The sequence below is a fragment of the Vibrio sp. YT-19(2023) genome, from assembly GCF_033337395.1.
The window spans coordinates 17633-36846 of record NZ_JAWOQN010000035.1; the positions used below are offsets into that span (position 1 = coordinate 17633).

16 protein-coding genes are annotated in these 19214 nt (G+C 44.4%); 8 read left to right on the forward strand and 8 right to left on the reverse strand.

Annotated features, from left to right (window positions below):
• Positions 1-6: 6 nt before the first annotated feature.
• Together R7E78_RS20145 and R7E78_RS20150 are read right to left on the reverse strand one after the other, a co-directional pair.
• Entirely contained in the window at positions 7-867 is an 861-nt protein-coding gene (locus R7E78_RS20145; RefSeq protein WP_262640625.1) for an HlyD family secretion protein, read from the reverse strand.
• Positions 868-877: 10 nt separating this feature from the next.
• Positions 878-1090: a DUF1656 domain-containing protein gene (locus R7E78_RS20150; protein WP_033005140.1), complete on the reverse strand. Its 213-nt coding sequence runs from the start codon at positions 1088-1090 to the stop codon at positions 878-880.
• Positions 1091-1516: 426 nt separating this feature from the next.
• Here R7E78_RS20150 and aspT point away from each other — a divergent pair, with 426 nt between their 5' ends.
• The 6 genes from aspT to R7E78_RS20180 all read left to right on the forward strand — a co-directional run bounded on the left by aspT (position 1517) and on the right by R7E78_RS20180 (position 8783).
• Complete coding sequence (gene aspT / locus R7E78_RS20155) at positions 1517-3232, forward strand: aspartate-alanine antiporter (protein WP_262640624.1); 1716 nt, start codon at positions 1517-1519, stop codon at positions 3230-3232.
• Positions 3233-3327: 95 nt separating this feature from the next.
• Positions 3328-4923 (forward strand): bifunctional aspartate transaminase/aspartate 4-decarboxylase, encoded by a 1596-nt coding sequence (locus R7E78_RS20160; protein ID WP_262640623.1) that lies wholly within the window; start codon positions 3328-3330, stop codon positions 4921-4923.
• Between the two features lie 125 nt (positions 4924-5048).
• A complete protein-coding gene (gene pdxY, locus R7E78_RS20165) occupies positions 5049-5906 on the forward strand; it encodes a pyridoxal kinase PdxY (RefSeq protein ID WP_005377109.1) in 858 nt (285 codons plus the stop codon).
• Between the two features lie 210 nt (positions 5907-6116).
• On the forward strand, positions 6117-7286 hold the full coding sequence (locus tag R7E78_RS20170) for a patatin-like phospholipase family protein (RefSeq protein WP_115386040.1): 1170 nt from the start codon (positions 6117-6119) through the stop codon (positions 7284-7286).
• A 17-nt stretch (positions 7287-7303) separates the two neighbouring features.
• On the forward strand, positions 7304-7732 hold the full coding sequence (locus R7E78_RS20175; RefSeq protein WP_047102715.1) for a hypothetical protein: 429 nt from the start codon (positions 7304-7306) through the stop codon (positions 7730-7732).
• Between the two features lie 142 nt (positions 7733-7874).
• Positions 7875-8783 (forward strand): LysR family transcriptional regulator, encoded by a 909-nt coding sequence (locus tag R7E78_RS20180; RefSeq protein ID WP_017821360.1) that lies wholly within the window; start codon positions 7875-7877, stop codon positions 8781-8783.
• A gap of 286 nt (positions 8784-9069) precedes the next feature.
• Here the strand turns inward: R7E78_RS20180 and R7E78_RS20185 are convergent, their stop codons facing one another.
• From R7E78_RS20185 to R7E78_RS20205, 5 genes are all read right to left on the reverse strand, one after another.
• Entirely contained in the window at positions 9070-10221 is a 1152-nt protein-coding gene (locus R7E78_RS20185; protein WP_047009844.1) for an ABC transporter permease, read from the reverse strand.
• Positions 10218-11384, reverse strand: coding sequence for an ABC transporter permease (locus R7E78_RS20190; RefSeq protein ID WP_225452410.1), 1167 nt, complete (start codon positions 11382-11384; stop codon positions 10218-10220). Before R7E78_RS20190 ends, R7E78_RS20185 begins: the two co-directional genes overlap by 4 nt.
• Positions 11385-11406: 22 nt before the next feature.
• Positions 11407-12387 (reverse strand): HlyD family secretion protein, encoded by a 981-nt coding sequence (locus R7E78_RS20195; protein ID WP_054867010.1) that lies wholly within the window; start codon positions 12385-12387, stop codon positions 11407-11409.
• 3 nt (positions 12388-12390) lie between these two features.
• Complete coding sequence (locus tag R7E78_RS20200; RefSeq protein WP_053306992.1) at positions 12391-13806, reverse strand: TolC family protein; 1416 nt, start codon at positions 13804-13806, stop codon at positions 12391-12393.
• A 130-nt stretch (positions 13807-13936) separates the two neighbouring features.
• Positions 13937-14164 carry a hypothetical protein gene (locus tag R7E78_RS20205; protein WP_005377125.1) on the reverse strand — a complete coding sequence of 76 codons (228 nt, stop codon included), beginning with the start codon at positions 14162-14164 and terminating at the stop codon, positions 13937-13939.
• Positions 14165-14640: 476 nt separating this feature from the next.
• Between R7E78_RS20205 and R7E78_RS20210 the strand changes: the two genes are divergently transcribed.
• Positions 14641-16260 (forward strand): sensor histidine kinase, encoded by a 1620-nt coding sequence (locus R7E78_RS20210; protein WP_104975367.1) that lies wholly within the window; start codon positions 14641-14643, stop codon positions 16258-16260.
• Positions 16257-16943 (forward strand): response regulator, encoded by a 687-nt coding sequence (locus R7E78_RS20215; protein WP_005377133.1) that lies wholly within the window; start codon positions 16257-16259, stop codon positions 16941-16943. The genes R7E78_RS20210 and R7E78_RS20215 overlap by 4 nt, the downstream gene beginning before the upstream one ends.
• A gap of 91 nt (positions 16944-17034) precedes the next feature.
• Here the strand turns inward: R7E78_RS20215 and R7E78_RS20220 are convergent, their stop codons facing one another.
• Positions 17035-19170: a TonB-dependent siderophore receptor gene (locus R7E78_RS20220; protein WP_213968878.1), complete on the reverse strand. Its 2136-nt coding sequence runs from the start codon at positions 19168-19170 to the stop codon at positions 17035-17037.
• Between the last annotated feature and the right edge of the window lie 44 nt (positions 19171-19214).

Genomic DNA, 19214 nt, shown 5'->3' on the forward strand with positions numbered 1-19214 from the left:
ACCGAATTATTTAATGATTTTGATAGAAGCCGTCATACCCACGCGAAGTTGCAGATCGTCTGGCAGTTCATCCAGTTTTACTTTGATGGGAATACGTTGAGCCAACCGAATCCACTGGAAGTTCGGATTGACATTTGGCAGGAGGTCGTTGCCTGTGCTGCCATCTTGCTTTGCAATTCCGTAGCCGATGCTTTTGATTTCACCTTTTAGTTGCACATCGTTGTGCATCATCAAGGTTACATAAGCGATGTCTTCAGGATTGACGCCTACCAGATCTGTCTCTTTGAAGTAACCCTCTATCCAGAAGCTGTCTTCATCAATTAAGGCTACGACAGGAGAGTTAGCGACCACTTGAGAACCGACGCGTAAGTTCAAATTAGTGATGTAACCATTCGTTGGAGCATAAACTTTGGTGTAATCAAGGTTCAGTTTGGCTTCTTCAACATTGGCTTTCGCAATCTCTACGTTGGCAACCGCCGTTTCTACCGCATTGTTTAGGTTGTTCAATGTCAGTACCGGTACGGCTCCAGGTGTGCGCTTTTCTAACTTAAGTGCGCGTTGCTCTTCGTTTTTTGCTTTTGCTAACAGAGCGACCGCCTGCTTTTGAGTCGCCAACGCTTTGTGGTATGCCGCTTTGTAGATGCTAGGGTCGATTTCAAACAGTAAATCGCCTTGTTTCACTTGCGAGTTGTCTTCGACATACACGTTAATGACTTGTCCTGTCACACGCGGTGTGATTGAGACAATGTATGCACTGACTTGACCGTCTCGTGTCCAAGGACTGCTTGAGTACGACTGGTAATAGCTGAAAATCACACTGCCAGCGGCACAAAGCAGTAGCAATGTGATGAGATAACGTTTAATCACGGGGTTTGCCTCAAAAGATGGTAATGAATCGACCAATAACGCCAGTAAAAATCACAATTAGGCTCAGCTCTGCGAGTGCAGGAAATGCAACGTATTTGTGGATACCCAGTTTTGTAGCAATGGTTCCGACCAAAATGGTGAGCATGTAAGCCAATGCAATAACCAGCAACAAGGGTGGGAAGTAAACTTCGCCCCACACAAGTTCATGTGGCATTGAGTTCATGGTGTTTTTCTCTATTAACTTGATGAATGGAAAGATAAGGCAAATGATGGCATCCGTGATAATCGCTTTTGGAGGATCTAATCCATCAAACGAAAGGTGTTATGCGCTATATAGAGGGAATGATGCAACCAACCCGCTTTTTGGAGAGCGATAACAAAAATAAAATTATTTTCCGATTTATCTCGTGTCTATTTCAGAACACTAAGTTATTAAATTTTCGACAATTATTGTTCAATGTTTGCGTTTTAATATGCGAAGTGATGGTTTCGTCCTTCAAATAGGATTACGAGTTGTGAGTTTTTGTTCCTAATATTCGCTTCGAAGCAAACGAGATGCTTTTTAAATTAAATAATCCAACAAATATAAGTGACAGATTATTCGTTAGATTATTTGAGTTTTATATTTATTAGTAAGAGTAAAATTGTCATGGAAATTATTTCTAACCTTTTTGACATGGCACCATTTGTTGCTCTCTTTATTACGCTCTCTCTCGGTTATATGGTTGGTAAAATTACCATTGGTCGATTTGTTCTTGGCGGTGTTGCCGGAACATTATTAATGGGTGTAATTATTGGGCAATTTGGTGTTCATATTGATCCCGGCGTAAAAAGCATTTTCTTTGCGCTCTTTATTTACGCAGTAGGGTATCAAGGTGGTGCGCAGTTCTTCAAAGCATTGAACTTTAGAACCATCAACATTCTACTTTCTGCCGTGGTTATGACGGTTTCAGGTCTGCTTTGTGTGTTAGCGGCAGCTTGGATGTTTGATCTAGACAGAGGTACGGCAGCAGGTCTTGCAGCTGGTGGTTTGACTCAATCGGCAATCATCGGTACAGCGGGTGATGCGATCGCACGTCTTGGTGGTGTGACAGAAGAAGCGAAACACCTAATGCAGACCAACGTCGCAGTAGGCTACGCAGTTACGTACATCTTTGGTTCGCTTGGTCCAATTCTTATGGTGACATGGGTATTCCCAACACTGATGAAGTGGGATATCCGAGCAGAAGCGATTGCTCTGGAAGAGAAAAACTCAAATGGTAAGCGCGATCTTGCGCCGGGTGAATTCAACGCAGTAACCGCGCTGGTTACACGAGCATTTAAAGTGAGCAAAGATGGCGGACTAGCAGGCAAAACCCTAGCTCAGTTAAACCAACACGCTCTAGCTGCTTGTATTGAATTGATTCAACGTGATGGCAAAGTGCTAAAAGTGGACAAATTCACAGCACTGAAAGAAGGGGATGTCATTGTTGTAACTGGTCGTCGTAATGCGGTACATCAGCTGCAAGATGGTTTGGCTGACAACGAGATTGCACTTCCAGAAGGCTATGAAGTTATTGAAGAAAACCGTCAACTGATCGCAGACAACCGCAAACTGATTGGTAAGTCGCTGCAAGAGATCAAAGAGGCTTCGAACCAAGGTTCAATGCGCGGCATTTATGTGACGGATTACATTCGTGAAGGCAGCTCTATCGAAATGACGCCGGATCTTGTGGTGAAGAAAAACGATGTCATCCAGCTTACAGGTACAGCAAAAGACATTAGTCGCGTTGAGAAAAACATCGGTCAACGCATGGGCTCTGCAACCATGACGGACTTCATTGTGCTTGGCATGGGTATGGTGCTTGGTCTATTGATTGGTCTTATCAGCTTTAAGATTGCAGGCATTCCCGTCACCATCGGTTCTGGTGCTGGTTGTTTGATCTCAGGTTTGATCGTCGGTTGGTTGCGTAGCCGCAATCCCCACGTTGCTCAATTCCCAGAAGGTGCGGCGAACTTCATTCGAGATTTCGGTTTGGCAGCATTTGTGGGCATTGTTGGCCTAGAGGCAGGCCCTCAAGCAGTCGACACAATCAAAGAACACGGTATGTCTCTGTTGTTCCTTGGTATGGCTGTGACCATTATTCCTCAGTTTATTTCGTTCTTCTTCTCATACTTTGTATTGAAGATTAAGAACCCAATTGAAGCACTTGGTTGTGTTACAGGTGGACGAAGTGCGAACCCAGCATTCGCGGCTTTAATGGAAAAAACAGGCAACGCAACGCCAGTATTCTCATTCACCGTGACTTATGCAGTGGCTAATGTACTGCTTACCCTATGGGGTCCAATTATTGTCGGCATTATTACTTTAAACGCAGGCATGTAATTTAAATAAATTTGAACACGCTTATCGCCTAATTAAATAGGTGGTAGGGGAAGTATTATCCAAATTTCATTAAATAATAGATTCAGGTAAATATTATGACTACGCAAAACACAACAATTGATTTTTCAAAATTTGCAGATTTAAGCCCATTTGAATTAAAAGATAAACTTATTGAAGTGGCACAAACTGTTCCTGACCGCGCTTTATTAGATGCTGGTCGTGGTAACCCTAACTTTCTAGCGACACTACCTCGTAAAGCGTTTATTCGTTTGGGTGAATTTGCAGTATTGGAAGCTGAGCGCACTTACTCATACCTAGATGGTGGCTTCGGTGGCATTCCTGATGGTGTGGGCATTGTTGAGCGCTTCGACACGTTTGCAAACGACAATAAGAAAGACCAAGGCGTGCAGTTCTTAGAAAAGTCGTTGAGCTACGCAAAAGACCGTTTGGGTCTAGAGAAACAAGCTTTCTTGAATGAGCTGGTTAACGCATACCTTGCATGTAACTACCCAGTGCCACCACGCATGTTGACGAACATCGAAACCGTTGTGAAGCAATACATTGCAGAAGAGATGTACGGTCCAATGCCAATGACGACAGACTTCGATCTGTTTGCAACTGAAGGCGGTACGGCGTCTATGACGTACACCTTCCAAACTATGTTCAACAACGGTTTGTTGAAGAAAGGTGACAAGGTAGCGCTAATCACTCCAATCTTTACGCCGTACCTAGAGATTCCAGAACTGAGTGAATACGAACTGGAGATCGTTGAGCTACGTTTGGATGAGACAACATGGCAACTGCCGATGTCTGAAATCGAAAAGCTTGCAGATACAGACATCAAACTGCTTTGTGTCGTGAACCCAGCAAACCCTGCGTCTGTGAAGTTCTCGGATGAAACTCTGGATAACCTATCAAACTTCGTGAACAACGAACGTAGCGACCTGTTCATTGTGACTGACGATGTATACGGCACATTTACGGACGACTTTGTCTCACTGTTCGCGAAACTGCCATACAACACGCTTTGTGTTTACTCGTTCTCGAAGTACTTCGGTGCAACAGGCTGGCGTTTAGGCTCGATTGCGATTCAACACAACAACGTGTTTGACGATGCAATGCGCAGCCTTCCTGAAGCGCGTCAACTTGAGTTGGACGATCGTTACAAAACACTGACTCCGGAACCTCGTGAGATCAAATTTATTGACCGTATCGTAGCAGACAGCCGCAGCGTAGCGCTTAACCACACAGCAGGTTTGTCTCTTCCTCAACAAGTTCAAATGGCGCTGTTCTCTTTGAACTGCTTGATGGACTCGGAACAAAACTACAAAGAAGCATGTAAACGCATCATCCGCGAGCGTTACAAAACTCTGTACAAAAACATGGGTGTAGAAATTGAAGAAAACAAAGATCGTGTGGACTACTACACACTGCTTGAGCTCGACACTTTGGGCGGCAAATTGTACGGACCAGCCTTCGTTGAATGGTTCAAAGCGAGCGAGAAGGGCAAAGACTTCCTGTTCCGCCTTGCACATGAAACCGGCGTTATCCTGCTTCCAGGCCAAGGCTTCGATGTAGTGCACGCATCAGTTCGAGTTTCGTTAGCAAACCTTACTCACCACGAATACGAGCTTATCGGTCGTGCAACACGCAAAGTGTTGGATGAGTACTTTGCTGAGTTCCACGGCTAATTAATCCAGCCTGATTAAGAATAAGCCTCGGCGTTGTCGAGGCTATTCCGACCAAATAAGCACAGTGCGCGATATTGTGTTTATTTAGTCGCCAAGCTAACAAACTTCTCAATTAAGAGTGACTTATGAAAAGCATTATTTCTATTCAATCTCATGTGGTTTATGGCCACGCCGGAAACAGTTCTGCAGTCTTCCCAATGCAGAGAATGGGCCTCGAAGTATGGCCAATTCACACGGTTCAGTTTTCAAATCACACTCAGTACCAGCAAGGTTGGACTGGACAGAAGTTTGGGGCAGATGAAATTCATTCTCTAATGAGAGGCTTAGATAACATTGAGAAGTTAGGCGAATGTGGCGCGATACTGTCCGGTTATCAAGGCAGCGCAGAGCAATGTCGAGCGGTGGCCGAAGCGGTAAGTTTAGTCAAATCGCGTAACCACAGCGCGCTTTATGTGTGTGACCCAGTTATGGGTGATCCAGACAAAGGTTGCATTGTGGCAGACGGTGTCAAAGAAGCGATAAGCCATAGCTTGTTGCCCATCGCTGATGTGATTGTTCCTAACCAGTTTGAACTGAGCGAGTTAACAGGTGTGAAAATTGACTCTCTTTATGATGCGGTCACTGCATGTAAAAAAGCCCTAGAGCTGGGACCGAAAATGGTATTGGTGAAACACCTGCATGCACTAACAGATGACGCCTTCAGTATGATTTTAGCCACGCCGAAAGCAAGCTATTTGGCCCAACGCCCTAGTGTTGAATTTGCTATGCAGCCAGTCGGTGTCGGTGATTTGATTTCTGCGATTTTTACTTCTTGTTTGGTGAAGAAGATGTCTCCTGTCGCAGCCTTTCGTCATACACATAACGCCGTTTACGGTGTATTGGAGATCACCAAAGGCTATGGCACATGGGAGCTACAGACGATCAATGCCCAATACGAATTTGTCGAACCGACGCATGAGTTCAACGTCGTGAAAATTGCTTAGCGCAGTACCTAATTAACGGAGAAGCGTAAAGTTAGCATATAGAAACTTGGCATAATTGCTTTGATGGATCGCATCCTACAATCGCGATTATGGGGTTTAGCCGTGCCTAGCTATAGTAACTCCACACAACGAAACGGACTTCATTTTGACCCAATTAACTTCAAACTGAGTCTCTGGTCATACGCCAGAGAACATTAAATGAGACTGATTATGAATCGTTTAATTTCCTCTGGTGTGACGGTTGCACTTTCGCTGCTGATAGTAGCTTGTAGTTCACCTCATACGCTGGATGTTCGTGTTTCTCAAAGCAACTATAAAGATGTCGAGATCGCGAGTTCGACACCAAATGAGCCACTTCGAATGTGGGCCAATGAAGCGCCGGATTTTCTCTACTCAGCGCACAATCAAACCACACCGATCAAAGTAGAGGGTGAACAGCTCAATATTTTGGCCTTATCGGGTGGTGGCGTAAACGGCGCATACGGGGCCGGCGTTTTGATGGGGCTACAGGAAAAGGGGGAGCTAAAAGATTATGCCATCATTACTGGAGTCAGTGCTGGTGCCCTAATCGCTCCTTTTGTTTTCATTGGCGGTGATGCGATGCCAAAGATGAAAGAAGTCATGCTCAACATCAATGATAAGAATATTTTGGGTAAGAAGAACTTCTTAAATACCCTGTTTAAGGACGCGTTTACCGATGGTGAGAACCTCTATGATTTCATCGCAGACGCTTACCCTGAGCCCATGATTGAGGCGATGGCGCAGCAACACCGCAATGGTAAACGCCTCTTTATTGGCAGTACCCATTTTGATTCAGGCGAACTGGTGGTTTGGAATATTGGTGCGATTGCGAACAGTGATTTAACGGACAAATCTGAACTGATTTACAAGGTGCTTGCTGCGAGCGCATCGATCCCTGGTGTTTTCCCTCCACAATTTATCGATGTTGAACATGATGGAGAAACACTTGAGGAGTTACACGTAGATGGCGGTCTCGCAGCGCAGGTGTTCTTTAATCCGTCTAACTTCAACTATCAACAAATCTCAGATGCTTTGGGGTTAGAAAAAGCGCCTCAGCTGGATGTGATTCGCAATGGTGCGTTAAAAGCGCCGTATCGTCCACTAAAAGACAAAGGTTTGGACTTGGTATCGAAAAGTGTCTCAAGCCTTACGCTAGCGCAAACTCGTGGTGATCTCTATCGAATGAAATACATCAGTGAAATCAACGATATCGAGATGCAGTTTACCTACATTGATCAAGATTTCAGATACGCCAAAGTAACGAAAGATATGTTCGATCACCGCTACTTGCTGACGATTTACGAATATGGATTCAAAAAAGCCACCCAAGGGCAACTTTGGGTAACTGAACTCCCTTAATACAGGAAAACGATACAATGAAAAAAGCCGTTCTTACACTCATGATGCTTACCGCTTCCGCGACTGCATTCGCCCAAAGTGGTGCCCATCTTGACCAGCAAAAAGTGGATAGTGATATGCAGCAACTGTCTGCAATCAAAGAAGAAGGTGCAGCCTTTATTATGATTGACGAGAACTCGAGTTACGTGGCGGTCGAGTTCGTGGGAAAGTGGGAAGAGATCAACAACTATGTGTCACACAAAGAAGCGAAACAACGTAAATTGGAAAAAGTGAACAAGCAGTTCGTGTACTCTCAGGTCGGTGAAACGTTGGAGTCACTTGAGCAAAAAGTCGTTGACCACATTTACGCTGATCAACCTAAATATTTCAGTGTCGATGTCTACCGCGATTACCATGGTGACTCAGGAGAATTCAACTATTTAGCTCGTGTCGTTGAGTACAACTAAGTTAGAGAAAACCTACTGAAGCTAGTAGGTTTTTTTGTGTCGTCGAGAAGGAATTCAAACGCAGATTGTTTCCGTTACCAAGTAGCAATTCTACGATCTTGTGGTAATTTAATTAGATAACTCTAAAAAGTAAGCACAACCTATGAATTTTAGTTTTGAACAACTTCTCGCGTTCGTAACCGTTTATGAACAGCTTTCGTTTAGTAAGGCGGCGGTCAAACTCAATAAGCACCGAACCACAATAGGGCAGGTGATTACCAATCTTGAAGACCAACTGGCGGTCAACCTGTTTGAGCGAGTGGGGCGCTCGGTAGAACCGACAGAAGATGGTCATCTTCTTTACCACTATGCTAAGCAAACCATCGAACAAGCACGTACTTTCGATAAAGTCGCATTAAGTCTAGCTTACGGTGGGTTAGAGAATGTTAGTATCGCCTATTCAAGCGCTATACCACACCGTTTTCTTGTATTGCTTCGTATTCAATTAGCAGCAGATTTTCCGATGATGCGAGTTAACTTTCTTGTTCGTAATCGCAACGAAATTAAAGAGGGTTTACAGAATGGTGAGTATCAATTCGGTATTGTCAATGTACATGATAGTCGAGCAATACATAGTCTGGATGCGACGTTTTTAGGTCATTTTGAATTTGTTCCTTTCGTCCAGAAAGGTGGTGAACTCGCTTCTGTGGCACCAGATCGAGTATTGACAGCCTTGAGGAATAGTAAACAATTTGTACTGCGGTCTCTTATTGAAGAGGGAATGGGCGAAAAAGTCATCGTAAGTTCGAACCATGAAGAGGTCGACCAATTGGCCCTTGTAGTGAAAATGGTTGAAGCAGGTTTAGGATGGGCGATTCTCCCCAGAACGTTTGCCCATTCGGAGTTTTCTAATAATCATATAGAGCCAGTGGAAGCTTCTGAATTATTGGAAGGTTTTAAGTTTGGTTTTGGCCTATGGTGCCAACCCTCTAAGCAAGTCGGTGATGTAAAAAATTCAATCATGAAGGTCGTTACAGAATACCGAGAGAAAATAATCCGCGATATGACTTAGCGGCGACATGTATCTTGCTCATCCCTATCAACAACAAGACTCAATGTGAGTCTTGTTTTTTTGTGTCTGAAAAACGTTATCTTTCTAGCGAAGACTAATGTCTATTGGAAGGATATGACCCTCTATATGAGAGTATGGAATCCATACTTTTTGGCTTAATCTAATCTCGCTCAATGGGTAAGCCCAGAGCAAAAAGTGTTTTTACCATATGTCCGCTGCAAGGACGCAGATTTTCAGCCGGGTTTAGTTACCCGGCTTTTTTTATAGTAATAGAAAATGTCAGCTGTCACCCCAAGCTCTCTGTTACAACTGGCTTGTTACTTCGCTTAGCAATCCAGTACGCAACGCTACCCCAAAGCACGGTGAGTGCCCAAAGGGCCGTCCAATGTGGAGCGACTTGTTGCCAGGTTGCCCCCATTTGGTTTAGCGCTAAGAAAGCTTTTATCGCCCAAGTGCTTGGGCTTAAATCAGCAATCCATAATAAGGGAGTAGGTATGGCTTCAATCGGCCAAATAAAACCAGCCAAGAAAATGAGCGGCATAGAGCTCACTAGGACGACTAAGGTGACAAGTTCACGCCGAGGTAATAAGTAACCTAGCCAGAAGCCTAGTCCGCAACAACCTAAAAAGAACGGTAACAACATAGCCAGCAATTCTCCCGCGTTGGCGATATGGTTTACGTTTAAGCGTTCGAAGCTAAAACCAAAATAATAGGCGCCGAGTAAATAATAAATTGCCACAAATACTAACGTTCTCACAAGCAGCAGCGATCCCGTTGATACTTGTGACCAATAGCCACGACCATGACGCTGTGTTCCCGTTTGCAATCCAACCGCCATGATCAACGTTTGTTGTAAAATCAGAACAAATACTGCCGGCACTACGTATTCGATGTAACCCATGGTTGGGTTGAACGTCGGTTTCATATTAAGCTTAATAGCAGAGTAATTATGGCTAGCCATACTCATGGGCACACCATCTATCACCATTTTACTGACTTTCACTTGGGCCCCTAATGTGCCTCCCGCTTGGGCCAATCCTTCTACCACGGTTCCGTACACGAGAAAATACGAGGCGTCCGCAGCGTAGGCCAGAGTCGGGCTTTTACCTAGCATTAGGTCTTTGTAAAAGTGTTCTGGTATGACTAAAAAACCGGTGATCTCTCGTTGTAAAAATGCTTGCTTTGCATCGGCAATCGTATGAAGTCGAGTGACTACGTTGACTTGCGGAGTGGCATCAACCATACGTTCTAGCTTTAAACTCGTCTGACTACCATCTAGATTAACAATCGCGATTGGTTGTTCACGAGGCGTTTGTTGTGCATAAGGCAAAGGGTATAAAAACGAGTAAAATACGACACCACCAAACACGGTCAACGTAACGACTGGATTGGTTAGAACGGCCTTAAGTTCCGCTTTAATCAGTTGCCACAATGTCATACCGCCTCCTTCGCTTGGCGTGTTGATGAAGCTGTTCGATGTTTACCCATCAAGGCTGCGGTAATGAGCAGAGGCATAACGTAACCAATCATAGGCCATAGCGAGCTTAAAGATTGTGCGGCCGATGCTCCATAGCTTGCTTGACTCACTTGTACTTCAATGTAATGGGTAATCGGCAATAATGAACGCCATGCATAAGCGAGCGTGTTCATGTCAGAAACTGGGAATGTAATTCCCATGAACGCGAAACTTGGAGCCGTAAACGCGCCAGCAAAACTCATCGCACGTGCAGGATCCATCGACAAGAAGAAGAACAACGCTCCCATAATGATACAGGCGATAACCGTCGCCAATTGTGCTAGTAGCATAACCACAAAACTGCCTTCCATTGGCCAATCAAGCACGGAATAAAACCAGTACAAGAACAACGCACCTTGCGCCATAAAGACCGGAATGTACTGACTTAATAGGGTAGTGAGCCTGGCGTATGGCTTTTCGCCCAAAAATGCAAAGCCATTCTTTCCACCATAAATGCGAAAGTGCGCGGCAAGAATCAAAATAGTGCTTACTACAATACATATTTGCCAAATGGCTGGCACGATAGCCGTTACCAAAAATTGTGCGTAGTTATTGTTACGGTTAAATAATGCGGTTATTTGTGTCGACACTGGTACAGCCTGTCCAGCCGCTGCTAACGTTGTGGTGTTACCCTTAGCCAAGTTTCCCATTACTTCAACCTGAGCGTCGAAATAGCCTTGTGCTTGCGCAACGGCAGAGTTGATCAGTTTCGCTACCAAAATGTACTGACTGTTGTAAAAGACAGAAAGTTGAGGTTGGCGGTGCTGGAGAATATCTTGGTCGAACTTAGATGGGATGACCGCGTAAGCATAGATATCGCCTTCAATCATCGCATTTTTTGCTTCGCTTGCACTGGTGTAGTGATAGTTAACAGCCAGGCTCGACGACGCATCCAAAGATTGAATGAGCTTTCGAGAAAGTTGGGAATGTTGTAGATCAACCACACCGATTGGCAGATCCCGGGCAATGCCCGCAGAGAACACTCCCCAAATCATCATCGCGAGCAAAATCGGTATCCAAGTAAGGCACGAAAGCAACCACTTGTCTCGTCGTAAGATATGCCGCTGTGAAATCTTAATCGTCATAGCATTAACCTAGTGGTTGTGATTAAAGTTCAACGACAACACTCATTCCCATACGCAGTTCAGGTTCGGGTTGAGCTGGACGAGCTTCTACTTCAAAGGTACGAAGATCAAAACCTTGAGAAGCATCGGTTGCTCTCCAAGTTGCAAAGTCACCCATAACGGCAACATGCGTTACTTTGAACTCAACATTTTTATTTAAGGCAGGCAAATAGGCATCAAAGGTTGCTCCTTTTTTAAAGTGTTGAAGGTAATCTTCACGCACATTCAGTGTCGCCCAGGCATCTTCTGTATCTATCACAGTAACTACTGGGAAGCCCTGAGGTGCTAATTCACCACTTTGAAGCAGAACTTGAGAGACTTCGCCGTCGAACCAGCTGTAGATCTGAGTATCTTTCGCATACGCTTCTACTTCGGCTACGGCACCTGATGCCATGCGCGCTTTTTCCGCCGCAGCCACTTTGGTTTCACTTCTAGCGCCTTCTTTTGCCATTTCATACATTTGAAACGCAGCACTTTCTGTGTATTTCGCTGCTTGCCATTGAGTTAAAGCTTCATCGCGTTTTTGTTCTGCAACCACGCCATCGTTATAAAGGTTATTCACACGATTGTAGGTTTTTTCCATTAAATTCGCAGCGGCTTTGGCTTTCATCCACTGATCTTTTGCTGCTTGGATTTGTTGCTCACGTGCGCCTTTCTCAGCTTCTTGAGCTAAGGCGTCCGCCGCTTTTTCACCTGCTTTTGCTTGTTCTAACTTCGCTTCAATTTCAGGACTATGAAGGGTAAAAATAAGCTGACCTTTCTCTACATCGTCGCCTTTACGGACCATGACCTCGTCAATACGGCCTGGAACTTTTGAGGAAATGCTGTACTGCTGGGCTTCAATCAATCCTTGTAAGCGGATCGGTTCTGGTTGATAGGCTTGGTAAAATTGGTAGCCAACCCAAGAGACAACACCCAAAGCACAAAGTGAGAGTAAAACGGGTTTTAGTGATTTAGCTGCCATGATTTATTTCACCTCTTTGGATGTTGAAGCAGGGATATAAGCGGTATTTTGATATTGTTCGAAGCTGTTCATTTCACTGCTCAATGCGAGTAGCTTGGTTAAAGATATTAAATAGCGGAAACGCGCCGCTGAACGTTGTGTTTCTATACTCGCGACATAAAGTTGTGCATCCACAACATCCAGAGAAGACGACAGACCCTGAGTAAATGCTTTTTCACGCAAGCGCAGATTTTCGTTAGCGAGTTCAATGCTAGATGCGAGCCCTTGTACTTCATCAATGGCTTGCTGAGCCTCCAAGTATGTCTTTTGGACTAACAGCGATAAGTCTTGTTTGGCTTGGGACTTTAATGAGTCGACCTGCGAGACGACGCTTTGAGCGGCTTTGACTTTTTCGCTTCGCCCTGATGATTCAATCAGTGGAATGCTGACACCAACACCAACTAACCAGTCAGGCTTCATTTGGCTTGCGAGAGAATCGTCTTCATACAAGCTGTAGTCGCCGTAAAGATAAACTTCAGGGTAGTATTTCCCTTTTTCTGCTTTGATTAAGCTAGAGGCTTGTTTGTGTTTAGCGCTCAGAAGTTCTAACCCCGGATAGGTAAGCAGCGTTTGATCGACAAAAGCGCTAAGAGGGGGAAGACTGTCGTTGATAAACAAAGATTCAGCGGGCTCTACGGCATCATCTTGCGCGAGTAATTTACCTAATGCAGCCTGAGCGATACTCAAATCGCTGGCTGCTTTACGTGTTTCTACAGATGCTTTATCTAAAGAAGCCTCGGCTTGCAGGCGCTCAACGTGCGCGATTTGTCCTTGCTCTTCAAGCTTAATGGCAAAATCTCGATGCTTTTTTAGCCCAGCTTCAACCGCTTGCCGCGTTGCGAGTACTTCCTTTGCCAGTACGACAGAAAAGTAGTACTTCGATAAATCTTCAAAACGCGCTTGTTGTTCCATTAAAAGCTGACTTTTCGCCTCATCCGTTTTGCCTTCTGCTGCTGATTGAGCCGCAGAAATTCTACCACCAGTAAAAATTGGCCAAATGGCACGAATAGACGAAGAGAAAATATCGCGCTCGGTTATGGTCGAAGTGGTATTAGCTAAGGCACCAAAAATAGGCTGAAAAGCAGGAGGTACGTTAATGTGTGCTCCTGTGCTGTCTAGAATCTGTTTTCCCGACAGCGTGATATCGGTATCTAAACGCGTGTAATTCGCGCCAATGGTAACTTGAGGTAAGTTGAGATTGCTGGTGGCACTCTCTTGGTATTGGTAGTTCTCGACGTTTGAGCGTTGAGCTTTAAGAGAATAGTTGTTTTCTAGCAATAGCTGCCATGCGGTATCAAAAGTGATCGGTGCCGCATGACAGGCAAGGGAAATCGAGCTGCTAAGTAAGCCCAGTATCCAAAACTTTCCTGTTTTTTTCATAATGGCTGCTTTGTCGTAGAGTATTAGCTCTAATATAAAGGATTCGTAACTGCGTGTTAAGTAGGAGGGAAAATTGGGCAGTAGTATGCGCCCAGTTATATTTGTGCTGGGCGCGGGAGATGTTACAAATTTATTTCGTATATGGACAGTGAAACTCCGCTCTCCACTCGAGCTGACGAGAACCTCGCATCGTATTCAATAGATCTTTTCCACTCATTTGAGGGAACGATAACAGGACTTTGAGATCAGAAGTACCGCCTCCGTTTTTTTCATAAGCCCTGACGTGTGTAAATGTTGAATACATATTCTCTGACAGCATCGCCTTATTCAGGCATATTCCAAAGGTATCGCGTTCCATGTTTGGTGTTCCTTCTAACTATAAATGCACCTCTGTTTATAGTTTTCCAGTTTTCAGATGGTGTCTAAGTGTTTGTCATATAGTCAGTATTTGTGTTTTGTTTTATTTTTGTCCAAACCACTGACATCAATGTTGAGCTTTTAATAGACTTCCAGCTTCACTGCTTTCAAACCGAAACTCTCATTGGTTTCGTTGATTAAAAATTATACGTTGTAAAGTCTAAAAACGCCTCAAAAACCGCTAAAATCGATGTGATCGCGATCATGATTTTAAGGGCAATTTATGTATGGAATTGAGTATCAGAGAGGAATGCTAAATTTGGTGAATGGTTGTAATTTTATGTTTCAGCTCGTCGATTAATTAACCGTAAACTCTGCGGTTTGTTTGCCTTCCTCACAGATTTATCACCGCGACAACGTCATGCTGTTAACTGAGTGTTAACGTTACGCTCAAGAGTGAATCACAAGGATGTATCAATGAGTTGGAAAACCATCAGCTTTCGTAAGCGGATGCTCATTATCATGACGCTATCGGGGTTGATAGAGCTGTTATTGCTTGTCGCCGCGGGGTTCACTTATCTCAAAATCAATCAAGAGCAAGAAATGGGAGAAAAAGCACTGGGTGTTGCCCGTTTTTTAGCGGACTCAGCGGTTGTTCGTGAAATGATCGAAACCCAAAACCCCCAGCCATACCAACTTCGCTTTCGAGAATTAACCGAAGCTATAGGTGCTGCATTCATCGTTATTGGCGACCATAAGGGAGTACGCTTAATCCACCCTGTTGATGAGCGGTTGGGCAAGCCAATGAGAGGTGGCGACAATCGTCGAGCGCTAGAACGGGGGTTGTCTTATGTTTCGACGGCACAGGGCTCGTTAGGTTATTCAGTTCGTGGTAAAGCTGCGATTTTTGACGAGCAAGGGAACATCATTGGTGTGGTTTCAGTTGGCTATTTGCTCGACCGACTGCAAGACCGCATCGAACCATTTTTGGCCTTTTTGATTTTAATGGTCATCGTAGTTGTCGTCGCTAATGCCATTGTATCTAATTATGCGTCGAGAAAGTTTCAGCGCGCCATTTTAGGCTTTGAACCTGAAGAGATAGGGCGGTTGTACGGCGAATTAGAAGTGACGATGAGCACCATCAAAGAGGGCGTGTTAAGCATTGATGCCCAAGGGATACTTCGCTCGATAAATCGTAGTGCCTGCCAGATTCTCGGTATTGATAGAGAATCAGCGCTCAATAAACCTTTGACTGACACGCTGCGTGATAGCGATCTATATACAGTATTAGAAAGCGGGCAGGAAGATCATGATATTGAAATATTCCTTAATCATAAGCGCCTGATTGCAAATCGCTCTCCAATTTATGTTGATGGAAAAATCGTGGGGGCGGTATCGAGTTTCCGTTTAAGGGATGAAATTAATGATCTAACCGAGCAGCTATCACAAACCAAGGAATATGCAGATTTGTTACGTTCGCAAACCCATGAACATCGAAATAAGCTCAACACCATTAGTGGGCTAGTACAAATGGGTGAGCTTGATGCGGTGCAAAAGTTAATTGGACAAGAAACCGCACACTATCAAGCAATGATTGAGTTTTTAAGAGATACCGTTAAGGACCCGCTAATTGCAGGTATGTTGCTTGGAAAAACTGAACGTGCTCGCGAGTTAGGCTTACAACTGGTGGTTGAGGAAGGCAGTCGTCTGGAGCCCCTACCTGAGTGGCTAAATTCGGAAGACCTTGTCACAATTTTGGGTAATTTGATTGATAACGCTTTCGATGCCACGTTAACTTCAATTCGCGATGAATCAAATGTTGCGTCAGAACGCAGAAACATTGATGTGTCCGTTAGCGATTACGGAAATGAAGTGATACTTGAGGTGATAGATCATGGTTGTGGCCTCCCAAAAACAATGGATCCACAAACATTATTTACAAAAGGCGTTTCAACGAAATCTCGTCAAAATCGAGGTGTTGGGTTGCACCTTGTCAATCAGCTTGCTACTCGATATCACGGCCATGTTGAGATGATACCCAATACAAATTATGGGACAAGAATAACGGTGTACTTACCCAAGGAAGAACAATTATGAGTATGGCGACTCGCGTAATGATCATTGAAGATGATCTGGCTATTGCTGAGCTGCACCACAAATACTTAAGCCAACTGACAGGTTTGGAAGTGGTTGGAATTGCGACCACGAGAATGGAAGCAGAAATGCAACTCGACATTCTTAAGCCAGATTTACTATTGATGGATGTCTATCTTCCCGATGGCACAGGGCTTGAGATACTAAATACACTGCGTGCAAGTAACCAAACGTGTGATGTCATTTTGATTACAGCCGCAAGGGATGTCGATACATTACAACAGGCGATGAGGGGTGGCGTTGTCGATTACTTGTTAAAACCAGTGATGTTTCCACGCTTAGATGCCGCACTGAAAAAGTATGTGTCCCAACGCCAACAACTAGACATCGTAGAGAGTTTGGATCAGAACCTCGTTGATAAAATGCTGCAGTCTCACGCCAATCAAGACAACTTGCCGAACCGATTACCAAAAGGGATTGATGGTGTAACCCTAGACAAGATCAGGGAGTTGTTCCCAAATGGCAGTGCGCTGACCGCTGATGAGGCAGGCGAAAAGATCGGCGCGAGCCGAACAACGGCGAGGCGCTATTTGGAGTATCTTATCAGCACTGGTGAACTAGAGGCTGATTTAAACTATGGCTCTGTTGGTAGGCCAGAAAGGTGCTATAAAAAAGTGACACGGTAGCGTTTATATTGATGCTCTATGCAAAATAAAAAGCGATGGCTTATTGTAGAAACCATCGCTTTACAAATTACTGCTGTTCCGCTCTAAGAGGTTAGAAGTTGTATTCTAACTTCGCTTCGATAGAGCGCTCAGCGCCAAACCAACAGTTATTTTTGTCGTAACAAGAATAGTATTCTTTATCGAATAGATTGCTTGCAGAAAGCGTGACGCTAGCCCCTTTCATTGATTCAGATACCGTTGAGAAATCGTAACTTGCTGCCAAATCAAACAAGGTGTAGTCCGGTACTTTTTGACTATTCTGTGCATCAATTTGTGCTTCCCCGACATAGCGAACGCCAGCACTGGTACGAAGGCCTGAAAGATTTCCTTCAAAGAAGTAATTGGCCCATAGAGAGGCCGTTTGCTCAGGTACCCAAACCGGCGTTTTACCTTCTTGGTTGTAATAACTGTCCTCGGTAATCTCCATATCGGTATATGTATAGCCTAGAGTGAAATCAGCTTGTGCTGTGGCTTGCCATTTTGCCTCAAGTTCAATACCTTGTGATACCACTTCGCCCGCTTGATAGTTCGGTGCATAAGGATTATTCGGATCGGTCAAGATCGCGTTTTTCTTCGTAATATGGAAGAGTGCTAAGTTACCTGAGATATCACCAGATAATGGGGCGTATTTAAAGCCTAACTCCCATTGATGACCGGTTGATGGCTCAAATGCTTTACCAGAAGAGTCGGCACCCGCAATTGGCTCGAAACTTTCCGAGTAAGTAAGGTATGGCGAGAGACCAAAGTCTAGCTCATACAAACCACCGACTCGGAAAGATACGTTGGTATCGTCTAACTCTTCCTTGCTGTTGGATACTGTTCCTAGATAATCGCTAACGGCGTCTGTATTTGAATCGTATTTATCCCAACGAAGACCTGCAATCATTACAAGTTGGTCGTAACGAACTTGATCTTGGAAATAAACGCCAATCTGCTTCGTTTTGATATCTAAGTTTTGTTTGTATTGGAAATTCAGTGCATTACGATCAATGCTGTTGTGGTCAGGATTAAAAATGTCCTGAGTTAGCGAATACCCAAGCGTGTCTTTGTATTTTACATCTGAATCTAGATACTGATAATCAAGCCCGAACAATAAGTTATGTTCAAAATTTCCTGTTTTAACGTAGCCAGATAGTTGGTTGTCAATCACAAAGGATTTGGACTTTTCATCGGTTAAATAGGCATTTCGACCAACGGTACGGTTATCCGCTTCAAGTGCACCGTTATATGTGTTTTCCTGATAGGCATCGGCGGTCATGTAGCGGGCATTCTGTAGAAATTGCCAATTGTTGTTAAAGTCGTGTTGGACTTTGTAACCCATCATCAGAACTTCGCGTTCGTAAGTGTTCCAGTCCTCATCCCCCAAATAAGTGCTTGGTGACATCGAGCCAAGTGGGTTTTTAATCACTGAGCCAGACGCAGGCACAGTCGTGTAGATACCTGCTGATGGATCATTTTGATAGTAAACATTCACGTTCACTAATGTGCTTTCTGTCGCTTGCCAATTGAAAGATGGGGCGAGTACATAACGTTCGTCTTCAGACGTATCGGCTTGACCATCTCGCTGTTTAGCTAGGCCTACAATACGGTAATCCACATTAGAATCACCAATTTGTCCTGTGGTGTCGAACGTCAGTTCTTTTAGGCTGTTAGTCCCAGTACTAATCGAGACAGAGTGCGAGGGTGTTGACTGAGGCGCCTTGGCGATAATGTTGACCATACCTCCTGGTGGAATATTGCCGTAAAGAACAGACGTTGGCCCTTTAAAAACCTCGATTTGCTCAAGAGCAACGGAATCGACCTGAGGTTGAAGGTTCCAACCGTTGTACAGCAAAGGAAGACCATCATAAAAGTTGGTGTAGTTAATAAAACCACGAATATTGAATAGGTCAAGTCGGGAAACGGCACCGCCACGCAATTCTGTATTTACGCCAGGCGCGTAACGCAATGCTTCGCTCACCGAGTTTACGCCGCGCAGGTCCATGTCATCTTTAGTGATTACCGTGATCGCTTGCGGTGTTTCCTCCGGTTCTAAAACGGTTTTAGTTGCGGTGTTTCGGTATGTTTCTCCTAGCACCGTAATCGTTTCGTGTTGGGATACGCTCTCAGTCGCATTGGCGTGGCCAGCGAGCAATGCGGATACGACGATAGCAACCGCTGAACGATGAAATCGAATCGGACTTTCCATATTTATAAATTCCACTACTTTTTCTATTTATTGATAATGATTGT